Origin of the sequence: Vogesella indigofera, assembly GCF_003633895.1 — a bacterium.
Lineage (GTDB): Bacteria > Pseudomonadota > Gammaproteobacteria > Burkholderiales > Chromobacteriaceae > Vogesella > Vogesella indigofera.
Map to the genome: position 1 here is coordinate 39,615 of NZ_RBID01000014.1, position 19,457 is coordinate 59,071.

The window sequence follows — 19,457 nt, forward strand, 5'->3', positions numbered from 1 at the left end:
CGGCGGGATCCAGGCAAGGTACTATCTCTTTCTCAGTCGCGGGATGGAGCAGTCTGGTAGCTCGTCGGGCTCATAACCCGAAGGTCGTAGGTTCAAATCCTGCTCCCGCAACCAAGGATTTTAAAAGCCGTCAATCAATCAGATTGACGGCTTTTTGTCGTGCACAATTTTTGTGCAGACCGGCGGCCATCATGGTGCGGCCATGAAAAAAAGCCACCCGACGGGTGGCTTTGTGCTTGCAAGGTTGGCCGCAGCTCAGATGCGGCGGGCCAGCTCTTCTGCCTTGCCGACGTAACCGGCCGGGGTCAGCTCCAGCAGGCGGACTTTTTCCGCTTCCGGAATTTCCAGGCCCTTGATGAAGGCGGACAGGGTGTCGCGGGTGATGCCGTCCTTGCCGCGGGTCAGCTCTTTCAGCTGCTCGTACGGGTTCGGTACGCCGTAGCGGCGCATCACGGTCTGGATCGGCTCGGCCAGCAGCTCCCAGGTGGCGTCCAGGTCGGAAGCCAGCATCGCCGGGTTGATTTCCAGCTTGTTGAGGCCCTTCATCAGCGCCTTGAAGCCGAGCAGGGTGTAGCCGAAGCCGACGCCCATATTGCGCAGCACGGTGGAGTCGGTCAGGTCACGCTGCCAGCGCGATAGCGGCAGCTTCTCCGCCAGGTGCCCCAGCACGGCGTTGGCGAGGCCGAAGTTGCCTTCCGAGTTTTCGAAGTCGATCGGGTTGACCTTGTGCGGCATGGTCGAGCTGCCGACTTCGTCCTTCTTCACCTTCTGCTTGAAGTAGCCCAGCGAGATGTAGCCCCAGATATCGCGATCCAGGTCGATCAGGATGGTGTTGATGCGCGACAGTTGCTGGTACAGCTCGGCCATGTAGTCGTGCGGCTCGATCTGGATGGTGTACGGGTTGAAGGTCAGACCCAGGCCGGTCACGAAGCGGCCGGCCAGGCTTTCCCAGTCCACGTCCGGGTAGGCGACGATATGGGCGTTGTAGTTGCCGACCGCGCCGTTGATCTTGCCCAGCAGCTCCTGCTTCACAAGCTGTTCGCGCTGGCGCTTGAGGCGGTACACCACGTTGGCCAGTTCCTTGCCCATGGTGGACGGGGTGGCTGGCTGGCCGTGGGTGCGGCTCATCATCGGGATGGCGGCCTGGTCGTGTGCCAGTTGCGACAGCTTGGCGATCACTTCGTCCACTGCCGGCAGCATCACGGTGTTGCGGGCCGTCTTCAGCATCAGTGCGTGCGACAGGTTGTTGATGTCTTCCGAGGTGCAGGCGAAGTGGATGAATTCGCTGGCGGCCATCACTTCCGGGTTGCCGGACAGGCGCTCTTTCAGCCAGTACTCGATCGCCTTCACGTCGTGGTTGGTGCGGGCTTCGATCGCCTTCACTTCTTCGCCGTGCTGGATCGAGAAGTTGTCGATGACGTCGTCGATTTCACGGATGGTGGCGGCGGAGAACGGCTTTACCTCCTCGATGCCCGGCTCGGCTGCCAGCATTTTCAGCCATTCCAGTTCGACCTTGATGCGCGCTTTCATCAGGCCAAATTCGGAGAAAATGGCGCGCAGTGGCTCTGCCTGGCCGGAGTAGCGGCCGTCGAGCGGGGAGAGGGCGGTCAGCGTTGTCAGATTCATCACTCAGTGCTTCCAGGTTGCTGGCCAGCAGAACTGGCCGGTTGCTTCAAAAAGAAATGGGGTAGGTTGGCCGCAATCAAGCGGCCAGGCGGCGTGCGATGCCGGCAGCCAGCTTGTCGGCGGCGGGCGGGCAAAAGCGGAAAAACAGTTCCGGCTCGATCATTTCCAGTTCCATGATCGCCAGCGCGCCATCGTTGTCGCGGATCAGGTCGACGCGGGCGTACAGCACGTCGAACGGTACCGCCGCAACCGCGGCCTCGGCGAACAGGATCTCGTCGGCCGACGGCTCGAAGCGGTGCACGCTGCCGCCGTGGTCGTCCTGCACGCGGAAATCGCCGGCCTTGGGGGTCTTGCGGATGGCGTGGGTGTACTGGCCGTCGATCACCATCAGCGACAGCTCGCCCTGTTCCAGTATGTTGCGCTGGAACGGTTGCAGCATCAGCGCTTCCTGTTCCACCAGTTCGCCGAAGGTGCACTCGTGCTGTTCGCTGTCGAGGGCGTGGAAGCGATAGGTGTGACGGGCGGCGCCGGAGACGGTGGGTTTCAGGATGACTTCTTCCCAGCCGCTCTCGGCGACGATATGCGCCATCGAACGCGGATCGCCGCGCTCGATGAACAGGGTCGGCACGATGTTGACGTCTCGTTCGGCCAGCACGCCGAGGTAGTGCTTGTCGATGTTCCAGTGGATCAGGCCGGCCTCGTTGAACAGGCGGGTGCTGCGGCTGACCTGGGCCAGCCACGGTGCGAATTCGGCAAAGCGGTGGAAGTAGTCCCAGGTGCTGCGGAACACGGCGGCGCGACATTGTGTCCAGTCGTAGGCCGGGTCGGCCCAGTCCTTGCGGCCAACCTTGAGTCCCTGTTGTTCCAGGGCGGCGAGCACCAGATTGTCCTCGGTGTGCACCTGCTGGCTGTACCAGTCGGCGGCATCCAGCGACAGCAGTTTGTGATCGGTCAGCACGACTACGTCGTAATGCATATGCGGTACTCTAATCCGTGTGCAATGTGAAAAACGGGGCCGGCCGTCGCCGGCACCCGTTGCCTTACATGCCAGGCATCATGCCTTTCATGCCCTTCATCAGTTTCATCATGCCGCCCTTGGACGAGAACTGCTTCATCATCTTCTGGGTCTGCTCGAACTGTTTCAGCAGGCGATTGACTTCCTGCACGCTGACGCCGGAGCCGGTGGCGATGCGGCGCTTGCGGCTGGCTTTCAGCAATTCCGGCTTGCGGCGCTCTTCCATGGTCATCGCGTTGATGATGCCCTCGATGCGGCGCATGGATTTTTCGGCCTCGGCGCCCTGCACGCCCTTGGCCAGCTGGCCGATCTCGCCCGGCATCTTTTCCAGCAGGCTGGTCATGCCGCCCATCTTCTTCATCTGCTGCATCTGCGCCTTGAAGTCCTCGAGGTCGAAACCCTTGCCGGACTTCAGCTTCTTGGCCATCGCCTGCGCTTCTTTTTCGTCGATGCCTTTCTGCACATCTTCGATCAGCGACAGCACGTCACCCATGCCCAGAATGCGGCTGGCGAGACGGTCGGGGTGGAACGGCTCGAGGCCGGTCAGTTTTTCGCCGACACCGATGAACTTGATCGGCTTGCCGGTGATGTGGCGTACCGACAGCGCGGCACCGCCACGCGAGTCGCCGTCCATCTTGGTCAGGATCACGCCGGTCAGCGGCAGGGTCTCGTTGAAGGCCTTGGCGGTGTTGACCGCATCCTGGCCCTGCATCGCGTCGACCACGAACAGGGTTTCGATCGGGTTGAGGAAGGCGTGCAGCGCCTTGATCTCGGCCATCATCGCTTCGTCGATGGCGAGGCGGCCGGCGGTATCGACCATCAGCACGTCAAACAGGTGGCGTTTGGCGTGATCCAGCGCGGCGGCGGCGATGTCCAGCGGCTTCTGGTCCGGCGACGACGGGAAGAACTCGACGCCGACCTGTTCGGCCAGCGTCTTCAGCTGTTCGATCGCGGCCGGACGGTACACGTCGGCGGAGACCACCAGAATCCTCTTCTTCTGGGTCTCTTTCAGCAGCTTGGACAGCTTGCCGACGGTGGTGGTCTTGCCGGCGCCCTGCAGGCCGGCCATCAGCACGATCGCCGGCGGTACGGCGGCCAGGTTCAGCGCGTCGTTCTTGTCCCCCATCAGTCGCACCAGCTCGTCGTTGACGATGCCGATCAGCGCCTGGCCCGGGGTCAGGCTGCCCATCACTTCCTGGCCCAGCGCGCGTTCCTTGACCTGCGCGATGAAAGTCTTGACGACCGGGAGCGCGACGTCGGCCTCCAGCAAGGCCAGCCGTACTTCGCGCAAGGCGTCCTGGATGTTGGTTTCGCTGATGCGCGCCTGACCACGGATGGTTTTCAGTGCACTGGTAAGTCTGGAAGTAAGGTTGTCGAGCATGCGGTGTCCTTCTGTCTGCCAAGCAAGGGCTGCTTTGGTGTAGACTCTTTAATCATTTATTTTACCACGAGCCGCCCCCGGTTCGCAGACCTGCCACACCTCCATGAGCGGATTACTTTTCATCTTGGTCACTTTGTTGACTTTTGGTTACCTGGGCCTGGCGGTTCACTACCTTGGCCACTGGCGCGGGCATGTGCTGTGGCCACGCCAGAGCGGTATCGAGCACTCCTTGCTGGGGGCGCTGCTGCTGCTGCACGCCATCGTGCTGACGCTGCCGGTTTTCCATAGCGGCACGGTGAGCCTGGGGTTGGGTACCGCGCTGTCGCTGCTGTCGTGGATGATGTTGCTGATCTTCTGGACCGGCAGCTATTTCTCCCGCATGGAAGGGCTGCAGACCTTTCTGGTGCCGGTCGCGTTCGTCGCGGTGCTGCTGGCGGAAATCCTGCCGCTGCCGCGCAATACCTATGCCGTGAACGATGTCGCTTTTCTGCTGCATATGGTGGTGTCGCTGCTGGCTTACAGCCTGTTTGCCATCGGGGCACTGATCGCAATCCTGATGCTGATGCAGGAGCGGGCACTGCACGAGCGCAAGCCGGGGCGCCTGTCCGGCAAGCTGCCGCCGTTAATGGTGATGGAAAACCTGATGTTCCAGACGCTGGGCACCGGTTTCCTACTGCTGACCGCCAGTCTGGCCAGCGGCGTGCTCTTTTCCGAGGAAGTGTTTGGCAAGCCGGCGGTATTCAGCCACAAGACCGTGTTTGCGGTGACGTCCTGGCTGGTGTTCGGCGCCTTGCTGGTTGGCCGCAAGTATCGCGGCTGGCGCGGCAGGATGGCGATACGCTGGACGCTGGGCGGTTTTGCGCTGTTGTTGCTGGCGTACATCGGAACCAAGGCGGTAATGCAATTTGTCTTGCATTGATGTTTATTTATTTGGGATATTTGTTGCGCGGTCATTAAAAACCATGGGAGCCAAATAATGAAACTGTTCTTCGCTGCATTGCTGTCCCTGCTGTTCTCCGTGGCAGCGTTCGCTGCCGTCAATGCCAACACTGCCAGCCAGCAGGAGCTGGAGTCGCTGAACGGCATCGGCCCGGTCAAGGCCAAGGCGATCATCGACTATCGCACCAAGAATGGCCCGTTCAAGAGCTACGCCGATCTGGAAAACGTGCCGGGCATCGGTGCCAAGACCCTGGAAAAGCTGAAGGCGGATCTGCAGGTCGGTGGTGGCACAGCCAAGGCGGCGACCAAGACACCGGCAGCCAAACCTGCGACTACCGCCAAGCCGACCGTGGTACCGGCACCGGCCCCGGCGAAAAAGCCGTAAGCTGAACACCCGCCAGCCCCAACAAAAAACCTGCACCGTGGTGCAGGTTTTTTTACGACCGTACGGCACGATTAGCCGTCGGACAATACCTTGATGTGTGCCGCGGCACTGCGGCCCAGTGCCGACAGGTCATAGCCGCCCTCCAGCACCGACACGATGCGTCCCTCGCAATGGGTGGCCGCCAGCTGCAGCAGCTTGCGCGTCACCCACTCGTAGTCGGCCTCGGTCAGTGCCAGCGAGGCCATGTCGTCTTCGCGGTGGGCGTCAAAACCGGCCGAGATGAAGATCATTTCCGGCTTGAATTCCTCCAGTTGCGGCAGCCACAGATACTCGACCGCCTCACGGAATTCGCGGCTGCCGCTGCCGGCTTTCAGCGGTACATGGTGCATGTTCGCCCCCAGTGGCTGGTCGCCGCTGTAGGGAAAGAACGGATGCTGGAAAATCGACACCATCATCACCCGCGGATCATCGCGGAAGATTTCCTCGGTGCCATTGCCGTGGTGGACATCGAAATCGACGACGGCGATGCGCTGCAACTTGTAGGTCGACAGTGCGTGGGCAATGCCGACCGCGATATTGTTGAAAAAGCAGAAGCCCATCGAGCGGGCGCTTTCGGCGTGGTGCCCCGGCGGCCGGATCGAGCAGAACGCATTCGGCGCCTCCTTGTTGCACACCATGTCGACCGCCTTCACCACCGCACCGGCGGCGCGCCTGGCGGCCTGCAGCGTGCCGGGGCACATCGCGGTATCCGGGTCGACACGGAAGGTGCCCACCGACGGCGAGCACGCCTCGATGTATTCAACGTAATGGGGCGGGTGCACGCGGGCCAGTTGCTGTTCGCTCACCAGTGGCGCCTCCACTTCCTGCAGGCTGTCAAACAGCTGCGCCGCCATCAGCTGGTCCTTGATGGCGACCAGGCGCTCCGGGCATTCCGGGTGGCCGCTACCCATATTGTGCTGCAAGCAGTCGGAGTGGCTGATAAAGGCGGTGAGTCCACCGCCGGTCAGGTGCGATTTGAGCCAGGTGAGCACGCGCGTTTCCTTGTTGCGTTGTGGTGGCAAAAGGGATATATGAAATCTTTATAAAGTGTGCGGCCAACGGACTTCAAATGCAATCCATCTCCTTTGCGTATCGTCAACTGAACGCGTTGATTCTGGGTAAACCGCTACAAATCCGCTTGGCGCTGACCTGCATGCTGGCCGGTGGTCACCTACTGATCGAGGATGTGCCGGGCGTCGGCAAGACCACGCTGGCGCATGCGCTGGCCGGGGTGCTGGGGCTGGACTATCGCCGGGTGCAGTTCACCAGCGACCTGCTGCCGGCCGACATGCTGGGGGTGAGCCTGTTCCGCCCCGACGAAGGGCGCTTTGAATTCCAGCCGGGACCGGTGTTTTCGCAATTGTTGCTGGCCGACGAGATCAACCGCGCCTCGCCCAAGGTGCAGTCGGCGTTGCTGGAGGCGATGGAAGAGCGCCAGGTGTCGATCGATGGTCAGACGCACGCGCTGCCCAAACCGTTTTTCGTGATTGCCACCCAGAATCCGGATGGCCAGCTGGGCACCTTTCCGCTGCCGGAGTCGCAGCTGGACCGTTTCCTGATGCGCATCTCGCTGGGCTATCCGTCACCGGAGTCGGAGCGCGCATTGCTGCTGGCCGGTGACCGGCGGCAGGCCTTGTCGGCATTGCCGGCGGCGATGAATGCCGGCGAGCTGCTGGCACTGCAGCAGAAAGCGGCGCAGGTCACCGTCAGCAGCGCGCTGGCCGACTACGTGCTGGCCTTGCTGCTGGCCAGCCGCAAGCGCGAGCTGTTCATGCATGGCCTCAGCCCGCGTGCCGGCCTGGCCATTCTGGCCGCTGCCCGCGCCTGGGCGATGCTGGACGGTCGCGACCACGTGCTGCCGGAAGACGTGAAGGCGGTGTTCGTGGCGGTGTGTGCGCATCGCCTGCAGTCGCGGCTGCCGGGCATGAACAGCATTGATGCCGCACAGCGGTTGCTGGACCATGTCCCGCTGGCGTAAGGCGGCGTCATCCTGGCTGCTGCGCCGGCTGCCGCGACAGCAGCAGCTGGTGCTGGGGCAGTCGCGCATCTACCTGCTGCCGACCACGTTTGGCTGGGGACTGTTGCTGGTGGCGTGGGCGGTGTGGATCGGCGCGCTCAACTATGCGGTCAGTCTCGCCTACGTGCTGTCGTTCTGGATCGTGTCGCTGGTGCTGATTGCGGTGGTGCTGGCCTATCGCCAGCTGGCCGGCCTCGCGATCCGTTGCGGGGCGCCCGACGATGTGGTGGCTGGCAGTCACGCACTGTTTCCGCTGCAACTGCAGTGGCCGGAGGGCGAGTCGCGGCTGTTGCGCCTCGGCTGGCATGACGAAGCCGGTGGCGTGGTGCTGGACCGTCCCGGCGAGGTGCTGTTGCCGCGACTGACGCTGCAGCGCGGCCAAATGACGATACCGCCGCTGCGGGTCTATTCCGAATCGCCGTTGGGGCTGGTGCGGGCCTTTGCCTACCTGCGGCTGCAGACACAGGTGTGCGTTTATCCACTGCCCTGTGCCGACGAACGGGCGGCGGCCAGCCTGCCCGACGGCGGCCAGCTGCGCGAGCAGCAGCCGGTGCCGGGCGAGCTGTTTTCCCATCTGGTGGCCTGGCAGCCGGAGCTGGGTGCCCGGCGCATCGCCTGGAAAGCCTACGCCCGCCGCGGTGTGCTGCTGGCGCGGCGTTTCGAGGAGCCGCAAGCGGCGCGGGCGACCTGCCTGCTGGAGTGGTCCGCCTATCCGGCGGAGATGGCGGCCGAGGCCCGCCTGTCGCGGCTGTGCTGGCAGCTGCTGGCGGCGGCGCGGCGCGGCGAAGATGTCGTCCTGCGGCTGCCGCAGCAGGAGTTGCGGCTGACGGCGGGCGAGGTGCGGCCGGGACTGCGGGCGCTGGCCGGCTTTGGAGTACGCGATGCGCAGTGAACCGCGTCTGGCCCACTTTGCCGTGCTGGCGGCGCTGGCACTGACCGTGCTGCCGCTGTTCCTGCAGTTGCCGCCGTGGGTGCCGCTGCTGTTTGCGCTGCAGCTGGGCGGCCGCGCGTGGCTGGCGTGGCAGGGGCGGCAATTGCCGCATCGTGTGTGGCTGTTGCTGGCGATGATCGTGCCAGTGCTGTTGTTGTGGCTCAGCCTGCGCACCCTGGTTGGCCGCGAAGGCGGTGTGGCGCTGCTGCTGTTGCTGACCGGATTCAAGGCCTTCGAGACGGTGACGCTGCGCGACTGGCGCGTGCTGCTGGGGCTGGGTTTTTTTCTGGCGGCGACGCCGCTGCTGTTCGACCAGAGTCTGCCGTCGGCGTTGTGGCTGTTGTTGTCGCTGTTCGTGCTGACTTGGGCGATGGTGTTGCTCGCTGGGGTCGATAGTGCCGCCAGTCCGCGTGCCGCCGCGCTGGCGCTGCTATATGCGATGCCGCTGATGCTGCTGCTGTTCGTCGCCATGCCGCGGCTGCCCGGCCCGCTGTGGAGCATGCCGACAATGGATCAGCGCGCCACCAGCGGTCTCAGTGACAGTCTGGCGCCGGGCAGTATCGGGCAGATGATTCCGTCGCGTGAGCCGGCGTTTACCGCCCAGTTTCGCGGACGACAGCCGGTGCGAGAACAACTGTACTGGCGGGTGATGGTGTTCGATCGCTTCGACGGTGCGCGCTGGACGGCGGGTAGCGTGCCGGACAGCGGCGCTGCCTTGCTGCCTGGTGTGGCCGGCGAGCTGTCGTACTCGATTACCGCCACGCCGTTCAAGGGCGCGCTGCCGGTGCTGGAGCACGCGGTGTGGGCCGGCGAGGGCGTGCAGCAGGTCGCCGCCCAGCTAGTGCGGCGTATCGATGCCCGCAACGAGGCACGTCTGCGCTACGACGTGCGCAGCGTGGCACAAGCCGCTTATCCGGCGGCGCTGAGTGCCGAACAGCGCGATCACTATCTGCAACTGCCTGCGGCCAACCTTCGCACCCGGCAGCAGGGAGAGTTTTTCGCGCGCCAGTTCCGGGACGAGGCCGGGCGCCTGGCTGCGCTGCGTGCCTGGCTGCAGCAGCAGGGACTGCGTTATACCCTGTCGCCACCGCTGCTGCAGGGTGATGTGGTCGATGATTTCCTGTTTTCCAGCCGCCAGGGATTTTGCGAGCACTTCGCCTCGGCCTTCGCCACCCTGGCCCGTGCCGCCGGCCTGCCGGCACGAATCGTGGTCGGCTTTCAGGGCGGTGAATTCAACGCGGGCGGGCAGTTCTGGCTGGTGCGCTCCTCCGATGCCCACGCCTGGACCGAGGTGTGGCTGCAGGGACGCTGGCAGCGGGTGGACCCGACGGCACTGGTGGCGCCGTCGCGCATCGTCAGCGAGGTCGGCGAGCTGGTGCCGGAGGCGCAGGCGGTGGTGCCGGTGCTGGGACGCCGTCCGCCACAGTGGTGGCACACGGTTCATGCGCAATGGCAGCGCGCGGGCTTTGTCTGGCAGCAGTGGGTGGTGGATTACGATGCCCGGCGGCAGCAGAGCCTGTTCCAGCGTCTGGGGCTGGGCCGGGTAGGGGTGGGCAGTGTGATGACGCTATTGCTGCTCGGCGGTGTGTTGCTGGTGTTGCCGTTGCTGTTATGGCTGTTGTGGCGCCGGCCGCCAGCGCGCAGCTATCCGGTACGCGGCTGGCTCCTGCTGGTGTCGCGTCTGCAGCAGGCCGGTGTCGCGGCCGTGGCCAGCGATACACCGGCGCAGCTGCGCGACAAGGCCGTGCTGCTGGCGCCAGTGTTGCAGCAACAACTGGCGCGCCTGCTCGCTGACTGGCAGCAATGGCGCTACGCCGAGGGCGCCACCGATGCCGATCCGCGCTGGCGTGGCTGGTGGTGGCAGGTGCGCCGTTTCCGGCCACCAAGGTTGGCCGCAAAAAAACGCACAGGGCGTTAGCACCTGTGCGTGTTGCCGGCTGGTGGTGATCTCAGAGCAGGAAGTCCTTGGAGATGCCCTTGCGGCGCAGGATGCGGCGCAGGTGCTCCAGTGCCTCGATCTGGATCTGGCGCACCCGCTCCCGGGTCAGGCTCAGCGTGGCGGCCAGTTCTTCCAGAGTGCAGATCTCGTGGTTGTTGAGGCCGTAGCGGCGCTCAATCACCATGCGCTGCTTTTCGGTCAGCTGTGACAGCCATTCATGCACGAAATGCTCGATCTGCACATTGTGCAGCTGCGCGTCCGGTTCCTCGTGCTGCTCGTCGGGGATCGATTCGCCGATCGACAGCATCGGATCGATATCCAGTGGCGCATCCAGTGACGCCATGCGCTCGTTGAGGCTCATCACCTTGCGCACTTCTTCCACCGGCTTGTCGACCAGATGGGCGATTTCGTCTAGGGTCGGTTCGCGGCCGATCTGGCTTTCCAGATGGCGCGAGGCGCGCAGGTAGATGTTGAGTTCCTTGATGACGTGCACCGGCAGGCGGATGGTGCGCGACTGGTTCATGATCGCCCGTTCCACGCTCTGCCGGATCCACCAGGTGGCATAGGTGGAGAAGCGGAAGCCGCGCTCCGGATCGAACTTCTCCAGCGCGTGCATCAGGCCGATATTGCCTTCCTCGATCAGGTCGAGCAAGGCCAGCCCGCGATTGATGTAGTGCTTGGCAATGTTGACCACCAGCCGCAGATTGTGCTCGATCATCTTCTGCCGGGCGGCAAAATCGCCTTGCACCACGCGGCGCGCCAGCGCCACTTCTTCCGCCGGTGTCAGCAGGGCATTGTTGCCGATATCGTTGAGGTAGATCTGGGTGACGTCGGTGACTTCGCTGACCGCCGAGCTGACACTGCTTTCCTCGGCCTCGACGGCTTCCTTGGCTTCCGCCTCCTGCTCTACCTCTTCATCCAGCACTTCTTCAAGTAGTTCCAGATCATCGCTCATGATGCTTTCCCCCGCTTGCAGTTACCCCGGTGCAGGGGAGTCCCTGCTAGGGTTTAGCTTCCAGAAACTTGCTCGGGTCTACCGGCTTGCCCATTTCCCGGATCTCGAAATGGAGTTTTACTTGATCTGCGTCGGTATCACCCATTTCGGCAATTTTCTGGCCTTTCTTGACCGCTTGTCCTTCTTTGACCACTAGTGCGCTGTTGTGTGCGTAGGCTGACAAATAAGTCTTGTCGTGGCGGATGATGATCAGCTTGCCATAACCACGCAAACCGCTGCCACTGTAGACCACCTTGCCGTCATTGGCTGCCATCACCGGCTGTCCCAGTTTGCCGCTAATGTTGATGCCCTTGTTTTGCTCCGAGAAGCCCCGGACCACCTTGCCCTGCGTCGGCCACTGCCACTGGCTGCCGGTAGCGGCCGAGGCTTCCGGGCGGCTGCTGTCGACTGCCGCACCCGGGGTGCCCGGAGCCGTGGTGCCGGCAACCTTCGGTGGCTGCTTCTCTTGCGGCAGCTTCTCCAGTGGTGCCGGCGGCTTACTGCCGCTGCTGCCCTCTGCCAATAGCGGCAGCTGTTTGTTCGCATTCTCCGAATACTGCAGCTTCAATGCCTTCGGATATTGTTTCAGCGTCTCGTTACCGTTCTTTGCGCCGCTGCTGACCGTATTGCTTGCCGTTGCCACTTCGGCTGGCGGCTTGGCCACCGTCACCGGGCTGGTGGTGCCGGGTGGCGTCAGGCGCAGCGTCTGGCCAACCTTGATGTTGTAGCCATCCAGATTATTCCATTCCGCCAGATCCTGATAGCGCAGACCATTATTAACCGCAATGCGGTACAGCGTTTCGCCGGCCTGGACCTGGTGCGTGCTGCCGGCAGTCGGCGTATTCGCCTTCGGCAGTGAGCCGAGCCGGATCGGGCTGCTCTGCGTGCCAGCCGTTACCGGGCTGCTGTTGGCGGCTTTGCTGCCGCTGGCGGTGCTGCCGAGAACGCTGGCCTGACCGGCCACAATCGGTGCCGGCGTCGGGTTGCTGGTGGCGCAGGCGGCCAACAGCAGTGGCAAGACGACAGGCAACGGTTGGATCAGTTTAAATACTTGCTTGTACATTGGCTTGAGGATGTTATATGCCAGTTCTGAGCTGGCTGTAAATTGTCTGACAATCCGGCTGGGGCGTGTTGTTGCGTTTGTGCCCTGCATCATTGCTTGCCGGGTAGCAGCGGCACAAAGCGGACGGCTTCCAGCCGGGTTTCCTGAATTGCGGTGGCGGTCTTTTCGTACAGCCACAGGTGCTGCTCCTGGTCGCCGATCGGCAAAACCAGCCGTCCTCCGGTTGCCAGCTGTGGCAGCAGCGCTGGTGGGACCTGGCGGGCGGCGGCGGTCATGATGATGCCGTCAAACGGCGCTACATCAGGCAGGCCCTGATGGCCGTCACCATGCACCAGTCTGGCATGGACCAGCTTGGCATTGCGAAGGTTCAGCCGTGCCTTGTCGAGGATGCCGGACAGGCGCTCGACAGAATAGACCTGGGCGCCGGTTTTCAGCAGCACGGCCGTCTGGTAGCCGCAGCCGGTTCCGATCTCGAGGATCTTGCCGGGGCTGCTGCGTCCTTCCAGCAGCTTTTCGGTCATGCGTGCCACCGTCAGCGGCTGGGAGATGGTCTGCCCCTGCCCGATCGGTAGCGACACGTCATCGTAGGCACGGGTTGCCAGTGCCTGGTCGATGAACAGGTGGCGCGGCACTTCGTACATTGCCGCCAGCACCCGCTCGTCGCGTATGCCCTGCTGGCGCAGGCGCTCGATCATGCGCAGGCGCGTGCGCTCGGAAATCATGCCGTAGCTGCCCTGGGCAACGCTTACTGGTTGAGCCATGTGCGGATGGATCCCATTTGTTCGCTGGCGGTCAGGTCTATCATCAGCGGCGTGACCGAAATCCGGTTATGGCGAATGGCGTGGAAATCGGTGCCGGCGCCGGCGTCCTGCTCCGGGCCGACCGGGCCGACCCAGTACACGGTATCGCCGCGCGGATTCTTGCCGGCAATCACCGGCTCGGCATGGTGGCGGCGGCCGAGGCGGGTGACCTCGATCTCTTGCAGCTGTGCTACCGGCACGTCGGGGACATTGACGTTCAGCAGTACAGGGTGGGTAAACGGTGTCTTGAGGGTATTGGCCATCAGCAGGTCGACGGCATGGCAGGCGCTGGCGAAGTGCTGGTGCTTGCCGGCCAGCGAAACGGCCACTGCCGGAATGCCGAGCAGGAAGGCTTCGGTAGCGGCGGCAACGGTACCCGAGTACAGCGTGTCATCGCCCATGTTCGGGCCGTGGTTGATGCCGGAGAACACCATGTCCGGCTTGAAGTCGAGAAAACCGGTGACGGCGACGTGCACGCAGTCGGTGGGGGTGCCGTTGACGTAGTAGTAGCCGGATGCCGCCTGCTTCACGCTCAGCGGCCGGTCCAGCGTCAGCGAGTTGCTGGCGCCGCTGCGGTCGCGCTCCGGTGCCACGACCACTACCTCGCCGTATTTGGCCAGGGTGCTGGCCAGGGCCGCGATCCCCGGCGAGAAATAACCATCATCATTGCTAACAAGAAATTTCATGGCAACCTTCCATCCAGACCATCCGATTGTATCCGCGTATGCTGGTGGCGCAAAATTTCTCTGTCCGGCCGGCACGGCCGCCGGCGCAGAATGAAAAAGGGCCGGCGTACGGCCGGCCCGGTGTGCTGCGTTGCGTTATCGCTCAGACGTAGTAGCGCTGGCTGAAGTCGAGCATGCGCTCGATCGGCAGTCTGGCGGCGTCCATCTCGGCCTGGCTCAGGTAGTCGATGCGGGTGCCGAGGCCTTGCTGCGCGCGCTTGACTGCTTCGATGGTGTTCATCTTCATGTACGGACAGGAGTTGCACTGGCAGCCGGCGTAGATCGGCGCCTGGCGGATGTCCAGTTCCGGGCGGACGAGGCGCATGTTGTAGAGGATGCCGTCTTCGGTGGCGACAAAGATCACGTCGCTGACCGCGCCGTCATAGGCCTTGATCCAGTTGAGCATGCCGGAGGTGGAGCCGACGTACTGCGCGCGTTTGAGCACCGGCAGCGGGCTCTCCGGATGGGCAATCAGGTAGGCCTTGCTGTTGACGGCTTCCAGCGCCTCGTTGAGCGCGGCCTCGTTGAACTTGTCGTGCACCTCGCACACCGCCGACCACAGCGGCATGTCGTAGCCGTACTGGTAGTTGAGGTAGCCACCCATGTTGCGGTCCGGCGAGAAGATGACTTTTTTGCCTTGCTCATACAGGTGGGCAATGATGTCGTCGACGTTGCGGCTGGTGACGATCCAGTCCGACAGTGCCTTGTGCGCGGCCGAGGAGTTGATATAGGACACGTGCACGTGATCGGGGTGGCTCTCGCGCCACTGGCGCAGTGCCTCGACATCGGTCTGCGTCACCAGCGAGCAGGTGGAGCCGGCGTCCGGCAGGATCACTTCGGCTTGCGGGTTCAGGATTTTTGCCGTCTCGGCCATGAAGCGCACACCGGCGAAGACGATGATGTCGGCTTTGGATTCGCGCGCGAACAAGGACAGCTCGAGGCTGTCTCCCACCTTGTCGGCCATTTGCTGGATTTCGGGCTGGGTGTAGTAGTGCGCAAGTGTGACGACGCGTTTAGACATGGTAGCAATCCCCGGCGCGGGCGTGGGCCCTGGCTGTTGGCGTTGATTCTTGATGCGGCGCAACAAAAATGCAGCGCCAAACAGGGAAGATTAGCAATAATGATCGCGCGGCGCTACTGTTGAGATGCGTTGTATGCCGTAGGCAAGTGGCAGCTGTATCTTTACACATCTGCAATGGCAACCGGCGGCCGGTAGCGCCACTCAGGCCGGAAAACCTCTGTCCATCAGGATGGCAAAACTATGAAACCGCACTATCTGACCCCGTTGTTCTCTCCCCGCAATGTCGCCGTGATCGGCGCCAGCGATACGCCCGGCTCGGTGGGGCAGGCGGTGTTTGCCAACCTGCTGGCCGGCAATTTCCAGGGCAAGCTGTATCCGGTCAACCTCAATCACCGCATCGTCGGCGGCATTGCCGCCACCCCGTCGGTGCGGTTGATCGAAGGGCCGATCGACCTGGCGGTGGTGACCACGGCGTTGCGCGGTTTACCGGCCATCGTCAAGGATTGTGGCAAGAAGGGGGTCAAGGCGATCCTGCTGGCCAAGGATTTCTCCGATTCGGAGGACGTGGAGCGCGCGGCGATGGACGAGGCGCGCTCGCTGGCGCGCCACTACGGCATCCGCATCCTCGGCCCCAATGTGCTGGGCCTGATGCGGCCGGTGGCCGGCTTCAATGCCAGCAACTACAACAGCCGGGTCAAGGCGGGCAATCTGGCGCTGGTGTCGCAATCCTCGGCGCTGTGTACCGCGATGCTGGACTGGGCGGACAGCAAGGGCATCGGCTTTTCCAGCGTGGTGTCGGTCGGCGAGGCGCTGGACGTCGAGTTCGGCGAAATCCTCGATTACCTGATCGCCGACAACTTCACCCAGGGCATCCTGTTGCACGTGCACCACGTGCACGATTCGCGCCGCTTCATGAGCGCGCTGCGGGCGGCGGCGCGGACCAAGCCGGTGGTGGTGGTGAAGTCGGGGCGTTACGAGGACGACGTGATCGGTGTCACCCACTCCTCGAACATGGTCGAAAGCGGCGATGTATTCGATGCCGCGCTGTCGCGGGCCGGTGTACTGCGGGTGGCGACCATCGCGCAGCTGTTTACCGCCGCCAAGGTGCTTGCGGCCAACTATCGCGTCACCGGCAAACGGCTGGCGATCGTCACCAACGGCATCGGCCCCGGCGTGCTGGCCGCCGATAGTGCCTATATGTACGGTGTGGAGCTGGCCAAGCTGTCTGCCGCCAGTCTCGACCTGCTCAACGAATCCTTGCCGCGCAACTGGTCCGGCAGCAACCCGGTCGACATCATCGGCGACGCCAGCCCGGTGCGCTTCCGTACCGCGGTCAAGGTCTGTCTCGATGATCCCAATGTCGACGGCGTGCTGGTGATCTTCACGCCGCAGGCCGGTACCGACCACCTGACCACCGCGCAGCTGATGGTCGGCTTGCAGCGCGAGAGCAACAAGCCGCTGTTCCTGTCGTGGCTGGGCGATGCCAAGGTATCGGAAAGCCGTGAGCTGTTTTCCAAGTCGAAGTGCGCACATTTCCGTGCGCCGGAGTTCGCCATCGAGGTGTTCCGCAACCTGGCGTCCTACCACCAGAACCAGCAGTTGCTGCTGCAGACACCGGGGCCGCTGGAAGGCGAGCGGCTGGTGCCGGACGTGCTCAGCGCCCGCGCGGTAATCGCCACGGCGCAGGCGGAAGGACGCAGCATCCTGTCGGAGCGCGAATCGAAGGCGGTGCTGGCCGCCTTCAACATCCCGGTCAACCCGACAAGGTTGGCCGCAAGCGAGGACGAGGCGGTGCGCTACGCCGCCGAGATCGGTTACCCGGTGGTGCTGAAGATCGATTCGCCGGACATCATCTACAAGTCGGATGTCGGTGGCGTCGAACTCAATATCAGCAATGAAGCCACGCTGCGCGACGCCTATCGCGGCATCATCGGCCGCACGCTGCAGGCGCGGCCGGAGGCGAAGATCGTCGGCATCTCGGTGCAGCCGATGCGCAAGCGCCGCTTTGCCCGCGAGCTGATGGTGGGCGTGACCCACGATGCCTCGTTCGGGCCGGTGATCACCTTCGGTGCCGGCGGCATCGCGGTCGAAGTGATGCAGGACCGCGCTTTGAGCCTGCCGCCGGTCAACCACTATCTGGTGGAGCGCATGATCGACAAGACCCGCATCGGCAAGATACTCGGCCCGTTCAAGAACATGCCCGGCATTGATATGGAAGCGCTGAAGAATATCGTGCTGCACGTGTCGGAGCTGGTGTGCGAGCTGCCGGAAGTGCGCGAGATGGACATCAATCCGCTGATGGCGGACGAGTCCGGTGTGGTGGCGCTGGACGCGCGCATCATCGTGCAACCGCAACCGCAGGGCAAACCCTATGGCCACATGGCGATCATGCCGTACCCGGTGCACATCGTGCACTGCGCGATGCTGAAGGACGGCACCACGGTGATGATCCGGCCGGTGCGCCCGGAAGATGCGCAGATGCAACAGGAGTTCGTGCGCAACCTGTCCGAGGAAAGCCGCTACAACCGCTACATGTCCAGTATCAAGCAGCTGTCGCAGAGCATGCTGGTGCGCTTCACCCAGCTCGATTACGACCGCGAGATGGCGCTGGCGATGGTGCGGCAGACCGATGACGGCGAAGAGCAGCTGGCGGTGGCACGCTACATTACCGACCCCGACAACGAGAGCTGCGAGTTCGCGCTGGAGGTGGCCGACTCGTGGCAGGGCAAGGGTATCGGCGTGACCCTGATGCAGGCACTGTTCGACGCGGCGCGCGAACAGGGGCTGAAAACCATGGTCGGCGAGGTGCTGGCCGGCAACAAGGGCATGCTGAAACTGATGGCACGGCTGGGGTTTGTGGTGACCACGCATCCGGAAGACCGGGCGCTGACCATCGTGACCAAAGACCTGCAGGGCGAGGCGACGGTGAAGTCGCTGCAATAAGCGCTTGCGGTATAAGGGAAAAGTGCCATAAAATCGGAAGCTTTTCTACGATTCCGTAATTTTAAGGACAATCGACAATGGTAGTGATTCGTCTTGCACGTGGTGGCTCTAAAAACCGCCCGTTCTACAGCGTGGTAGTAACTGATTCCCGCAGCCGTCGCGATGGCCGCTTCATCGAGCGCGTTGGTTTCTACAACCCGGTCGCCAACGAGAAGGAAGAGCGTGTTCGCCTGTCCATGGACCGTCTGAACTACTGGATCGGTACTGGCGCACAAGTATCTGATTCCGTTGCAAAACTGCTGAAAGAGCAGCCAAAAGCCGCTTGATCTCCGTTGATCTGCCAATAACGGAGCCTGAGCGCATGCGTGATGATGATCTGGCAATAATGGGTTTTGTCCGCGGCGCGTTTGGTGTTCGTGGCTGGATCAAGGTACACGCGGATACCCAGTTCGCTGACAGCCTGTTTGACTACCCGGTCTGGTGGATCGGCAAGGAAAACGACTGGAAGCCTTTTACGTTCAAAGACGGGGCAGTGCAGCCAAAGAACTTGGTGGCACAGCTGGAAGAAGTCACTGGCCGTGAACAGGCTGAGGCGATGCGTGGCCTGAAAGTTGCAGTACCCAAGGTGGAATTGCCGCCTGCCGAAGATGGCGAATATTACTGGTCGGACCTGATCGGTATGGACGTCATCAACGCGGAAGGCCTCTGTCTGGGCAAGGTTGTGGACCTGATGGAAACCGGCGCCAATGACGTGCTGGTGATCAGCGGTGAACACGGCCAGATCCTGATCCCGTTTGTGGCTGCCTATGTCGGCGATGTCGACACGCAGAACAAGCAGATCAAGGTCGAGTGGGGACTGGATTACTGATGCAGCTTGATGCGGTATCACTTTTCCCCGAAATGTTTGATGCCATCACCCGCTATGGGGTCACCCGTCGGGCGTTGGAACAATCGATCTGGCAGTTCTCGGCGTGGAATCCGCGTGATTTCACTACCGACAGTTACAAGACGATCGACGATCGCCCTTACGGTGGCGGCCCCGGAATGGTGATGATGGCCAATCCGCTGGAGCAGGCCATTGCGGCCGCGAAAGCCAGGCAGCAGCAGCAAGGTGTCGAGCGCAGTCATGTCGTGTACCTGTCGCCGCAGGGGCAACCGCTGACGCACCAACGGGTGGCAAGTCTGGCCGCAATGCCGGGCCTGATCCTGTTGTGCGGGCGTTACGAAGGCATCGACGAGCGCTTGATCGACCAGGAGGTCGATGAAGAGATTTCGGTCGGTGACTACGTGCTGTCCGGTGGTGAATTGCCGGCGATGATCGTGATGGACGCGGTGGTACGGCTGTTGCCGGGGGTACTCAATGACATGCAGTCCGCCTACGAAGACTCTTTCGTGGATGGCCTGCTCGATTGCCCGCACTACACGCGTCCGGAAGAATACCGGGGTGTCCGGGTGCCAGAGATTCTGCTCTCCGGTAACCATGCCCTGATCGCCAAATGGCGGCTGAAGCAGTCTCTCGGACGCACCTGGTTGCGCCGGCCGGACTTGCTGAAAGACCGCATTTTGACAAAACAGGAATCTCGGCTGCTGACGGAGTTTCAGCAGGAACAAGATTCCCTGAAAAACAAGGAGTAGTAAC

At 62.8% G+C, this 19,457-nt stretch carries 18 protein-coding genes and 1 tRNA gene; 10 read left to right on the forward strand and 9 right to left on the reverse strand.

Annotation, left to right across the window (positions count from 1 at the left end; genetic code table 11):
• Positions 1 to 37: 37 nt before the first annotated feature.
• A tRNA-Met gene (locus tag C8E02_RS08300) sits at positions 38 to 114 on the forward strand.
• 141 nt (positions 115 to 255) lie between these two features.
• On the opposite strand, the gene purB is transcribed toward C8E02_RS08300, so the two are convergent.
• The 3 genes from purB to ffh all read right to left on the reverse strand — a co-directional run bounded on the left by purB (position 256) and on the right by ffh (position 4,022).
• Positions 256 to 1,626, reverse strand: a complete 1,371-nt coding sequence (purB, locus tag C8E02_RS08305; RefSeq protein ID WP_047966743.1) for an adenylosuccinate lyase — start codon at positions 1,624 to 1,626, stop codon at positions 256 to 258.
• 76 nt (positions 1,627 to 1,702) lie between these two features.
• Complete coding sequence (locus C8E02_RS08310; protein WP_120810426.1) at positions 1,703 to 2,602, reverse strand: ATP-grasp domain-containing protein; 900 nt, start codon at positions 2,600 to 2,602, stop codon at positions 1,703 to 1,705.
• A 64-nt stretch (positions 2,603 to 2,666) separates the two neighbouring features.
• The gene (gene ffh, locus C8E02_RS08315) at positions 2,667 to 4,022 is read right to left on the reverse strand and encodes a signal recognition particle protein (protein WP_120810427.1); all 1,356 of its coding nucleotides are present in this window, start codon (positions 4,020 to 4,022) and stop codon (positions 2,667 to 2,669) included.
• A 136-nt stretch (positions 4,023 to 4,158) separates the two neighbouring features.
• Between ffh and C8E02_RS08320 the strand changes: the two genes are divergently transcribed.
• Both C8E02_RS08320 and C8E02_RS08325 read left to right on the forward strand, forming a co-directional pair.
• On the forward strand, positions 4,159 to 4,941 hold the full coding sequence (locus C8E02_RS08320; protein ID WP_245961107.1) for a cytochrome C assembly family protein: 783 nt from the start codon (positions 4,159 to 4,161) through the stop codon (positions 4,939 to 4,941).
• 57 nt (positions 4,942 to 4,998) lie between these two features.
• Positions 4,999 to 5,346 carry a ComEA family DNA-binding protein gene (locus C8E02_RS08325; protein WP_211329205.1) on the forward strand — a complete coding sequence of 116 codons (348 nt, stop codon included), beginning with the start codon at positions 4,999 to 5,001 and terminating at the stop codon, positions 5,344 to 5,346.
• A 71-nt stretch (positions 5,347 to 5,417) separates the two neighbouring features.
• On the opposite strand, the gene C8E02_RS08330 is transcribed toward C8E02_RS08325, so the two are convergent.
• On the reverse strand, positions 5,418 to 6,377 hold the full coding sequence (locus C8E02_RS08330) for a histone deacetylase family protein (RefSeq protein WP_120810644.1): 960 nt from the start codon (positions 6,375 to 6,377) through the stop codon (positions 5,418 to 5,420).
• 77 nt (positions 6,378 to 6,454) lie between these two features.
• Here C8E02_RS08330 and C8E02_RS08335 point away from each other — a divergent pair, with 77 nt between their 5' ends.
• Genes C8E02_RS08335 through C8E02_RS08345 form a run of 3 tightly spaced genes read left to right on the forward strand, consistent with a single transcriptional unit; the run spans position 6,455 to position 10,251 of the window.
• Positions 6,455 to 7,363 carry an AAA family ATPase gene (locus C8E02_RS08335; protein ID WP_047966740.1) on the forward strand — a complete coding sequence of 303 codons (909 nt, stop codon included), beginning with the start codon at positions 6,455 to 6,457 and terminating at the stop codon, positions 7,361 to 7,363.
• The gene (locus C8E02_RS08340) at positions 7,347 to 8,294 is read left to right on the forward strand and encodes a DUF58 domain-containing protein (protein WP_053068105.1); all 948 of its coding nucleotides are present in this window, start codon (positions 7,347 to 7,349) and stop codon (positions 8,292 to 8,294) included. Before C8E02_RS08335 ends, C8E02_RS08340 begins: the two co-directional genes overlap by 17 nt.
• Positions 8,284 to 10,251 carry a transglutaminase TgpA family protein gene (locus tag C8E02_RS08345; protein WP_047966739.1) on the forward strand — a complete coding sequence of 656 codons (1,968 nt, stop codon included), beginning with the start codon at positions 8,284 to 8,286 and terminating at the stop codon, positions 10,249 to 10,251. The genes C8E02_RS08340 and C8E02_RS08345 overlap by 11 nt, the downstream gene beginning before the upstream one ends.
• Positions 10,252 to 10,282: 31 nt before the next feature.
• Here the strand turns inward: C8E02_RS08345 and rpoS are convergent, their stop codons facing one another.
• From rpoS to nadA, 5 genes are all read right to left on the reverse strand, one after another.
• Entirely contained in the window at positions 10,283 to 11,227 is a 945-nt protein-coding gene (rpoS, locus tag C8E02_RS08350; protein ID WP_047966738.1) for an RNA polymerase sigma factor RpoS, read from the reverse strand.
• Between the two features lie 46 nt (positions 11,228 to 11,273).
• Positions 11,274 to 12,422, reverse strand: a complete 1,149-nt coding sequence (locus C8E02_RS08355; RefSeq protein WP_211329206.1) for a peptidoglycan DD-metalloendopeptidase family protein — start codon at positions 12,420 to 12,422, stop codon at positions 11,274 to 11,276.
• On the reverse strand, positions 12,419 to 13,090 hold the full coding sequence (locus C8E02_RS08360) for a protein-L-isoaspartate(D-aspartate) O-methyltransferase (RefSeq protein WP_047966736.1): 672 nt from the start codon (positions 13,088 to 13,090) through the stop codon (positions 12,419 to 12,421). Before C8E02_RS08360 ends, C8E02_RS08355 begins: the two co-directional genes overlap by 4 nt.
• Positions 13,075 to 13,815 (reverse strand): 5'/3'-nucleotidase SurE, encoded by a 741-nt coding sequence (gene surE / locus C8E02_RS08365; protein WP_120810430.1) that lies wholly within the window; start codon positions 13,813 to 13,815, stop codon positions 13,075 to 13,077. The genes C8E02_RS08360 and surE overlap by 16 nt, the downstream gene beginning before the upstream one ends.
• 142 nt (positions 13,816 to 13,957) lie before the next feature.
• Positions 13,958 to 14,875, reverse strand: coding sequence for a quinolinate synthase NadA (nadA, locus tag C8E02_RS08370; RefSeq protein WP_120810431.1), 918 nt, complete (start codon positions 14,873 to 14,875; stop codon positions 13,958 to 13,960).
• A 240-nt stretch (positions 14,876 to 15,115) separates the two neighbouring features.
• Here nadA and C8E02_RS08375 point away from each other — a divergent pair, with 240 nt between their 5' ends.
• The 4 genes from C8E02_RS08375 (at position 15,116) to trmD (ending at position 19,453) form a co-directional block, all read left to right on the forward strand.
• The gene (locus C8E02_RS08375) at positions 15,116 to 17,818 is read left to right on the forward strand and encodes a bifunctional acetate--CoA ligase family protein/GNAT family N-acetyltransferase (RefSeq protein ID WP_120810432.1); all 2,703 of its coding nucleotides are present in this window, start codon (positions 15,116 to 15,118) and stop codon (positions 17,816 to 17,818) included.
• A gap of 77 nt (positions 17,819 to 17,895) precedes the next feature.
• Positions 17,896 to 18,144 (forward strand): 30S ribosomal protein S16, encoded by a 249-nt coding sequence (gene rpsP, locus C8E02_RS08380; protein WP_047966732.1) that lies wholly within the window; start codon positions 17,896 to 17,898, stop codon positions 18,142 to 18,144.
• A gap of 35 nt (positions 18,145 to 18,179) precedes the next feature.
• On the forward strand, positions 18,180 to 18,686 hold the full coding sequence (gene rimM, locus C8E02_RS08385) for a ribosome maturation factor RimM (RefSeq protein ID WP_370687860.1): 507 nt from the start codon (positions 18,180 to 18,182) through the stop codon (positions 18,684 to 18,686).
• On the forward strand, positions 18,686 to 19,453 hold the full coding sequence (trmD, locus tag C8E02_RS08390) for a tRNA (guanosine(37)-N1)-methyltransferase TrmD (protein WP_120810434.1): 768 nt from the start codon (positions 18,686 to 18,688) through the stop codon (positions 19,451 to 19,453). Before rimM ends, trmD begins: the two co-directional genes overlap by 1 nt.
• Positions 19,454 to 19,457: the final 4 nt, after the last annotated feature.

Excerpts from the sequence above, each read along its gene's own strand:
- C8E02_RS08340 (WP_053068105.1), top strand. The coding sequence starts at position 7,347 with ATGTCCCGCTGGCGTAAGGCGGCGTCATCCTGGCTGCTGCGCCGGCTG.
- C8E02_RS08335 (WP_047966740.1), top strand. The coding sequence starts at position 6,455 with ATGCAATCCATCTCCTTTGCGTATCGTCAACTGAACGCGTTGATTCTG.
- C8E02_RS08360 (WP_047966736.1), bottom strand. The coding sequence starts at position 13,090 with ATGGCTCAACCAGTAAGCGTTGCCCAGGGCAGCTACGGCATGATTTCC.
- rpsP (WP_047966732.1), top strand. The coding sequence starts at position 17,896 with ATGGTAGTGATTCGTCTTGCACGTGGTGGCTCTAAAAACCGCCCGTTC.
- surE (WP_120810430.1), bottom strand. The coding sequence starts at position 13,815 with ATGAAATTTCTTGTTAGCAATGATGATGGTTATTTCTCGCCGGGGATC.
- rimM (WP_370687860.1), top strand. The coding sequence starts at position 18,180 with ATGCGTGATGATGATCTGGCAATAATGGGTTTTGTCCGCGGCGCGTTT.
- trmD (WP_120810434.1), top strand. The coding sequence starts at position 18,686 with ATGCAGCTTGATGCGGTATCACTTTTCCCCGAAATGTTTGATGCCATC.
- C8E02_RS08325 (WP_211329205.1), top strand. The coding sequence starts at position 4,999 with ATGAAACTGTTCTTCGCTGCATTGCTGTCCCTGCTGTTCTCCGTGGCA.
- nadA (WP_120810431.1), bottom strand. The coding sequence starts at position 14,875 with ATGTCTAAACGCGTCGTCACACTTGCGCACTACTACACCCAGCCCGAA.
- C8E02_RS08345 (WP_047966739.1), top strand. The coding sequence starts at position 8,284 with ATGCGCAGTGAACCGCGTCTGGCCCACTTTGCCGTGCTGGCGGCGCTG.
- ffh (WP_120810427.1), bottom strand. The coding sequence starts at position 4,022 with ATGCTCGACAACCTTACTTCCAGACTTACCAGTGCACTGAAAACCATC.
- purB (WP_047966743.1), bottom strand. The coding sequence starts at position 1,626 with ATGAATCTGACAACGCTGACCGCCCTCTCCCCGCTCGACGGCCGCTAC.
- C8E02_RS08355 (WP_211329206.1), bottom strand. The coding sequence starts at position 12,422 with ATGATGCAGGGCACAAACGCAACAACACGCCCCAGCCGGATTGTCAGA.
- C8E02_RS08375 (WP_120810432.1), top strand. The coding sequence starts at position 15,116 with ATGAAACCGCACTATCTGACCCCGTTGTTCTCTCCCCGCAATGTCGCC.
- C8E02_RS08310 (WP_120810426.1), bottom strand. The coding sequence starts at position 2,602 with ATGCATTACGACGTAGTCGTGCTGACCGATCACAAACTGCTGTCGCTG.
- rpoS (WP_047966738.1), bottom strand. The coding sequence starts at position 11,227 with ATGAGCGATGATCTGGAACTACTTGAAGAAGTGCTGGATGAAGAGGTA.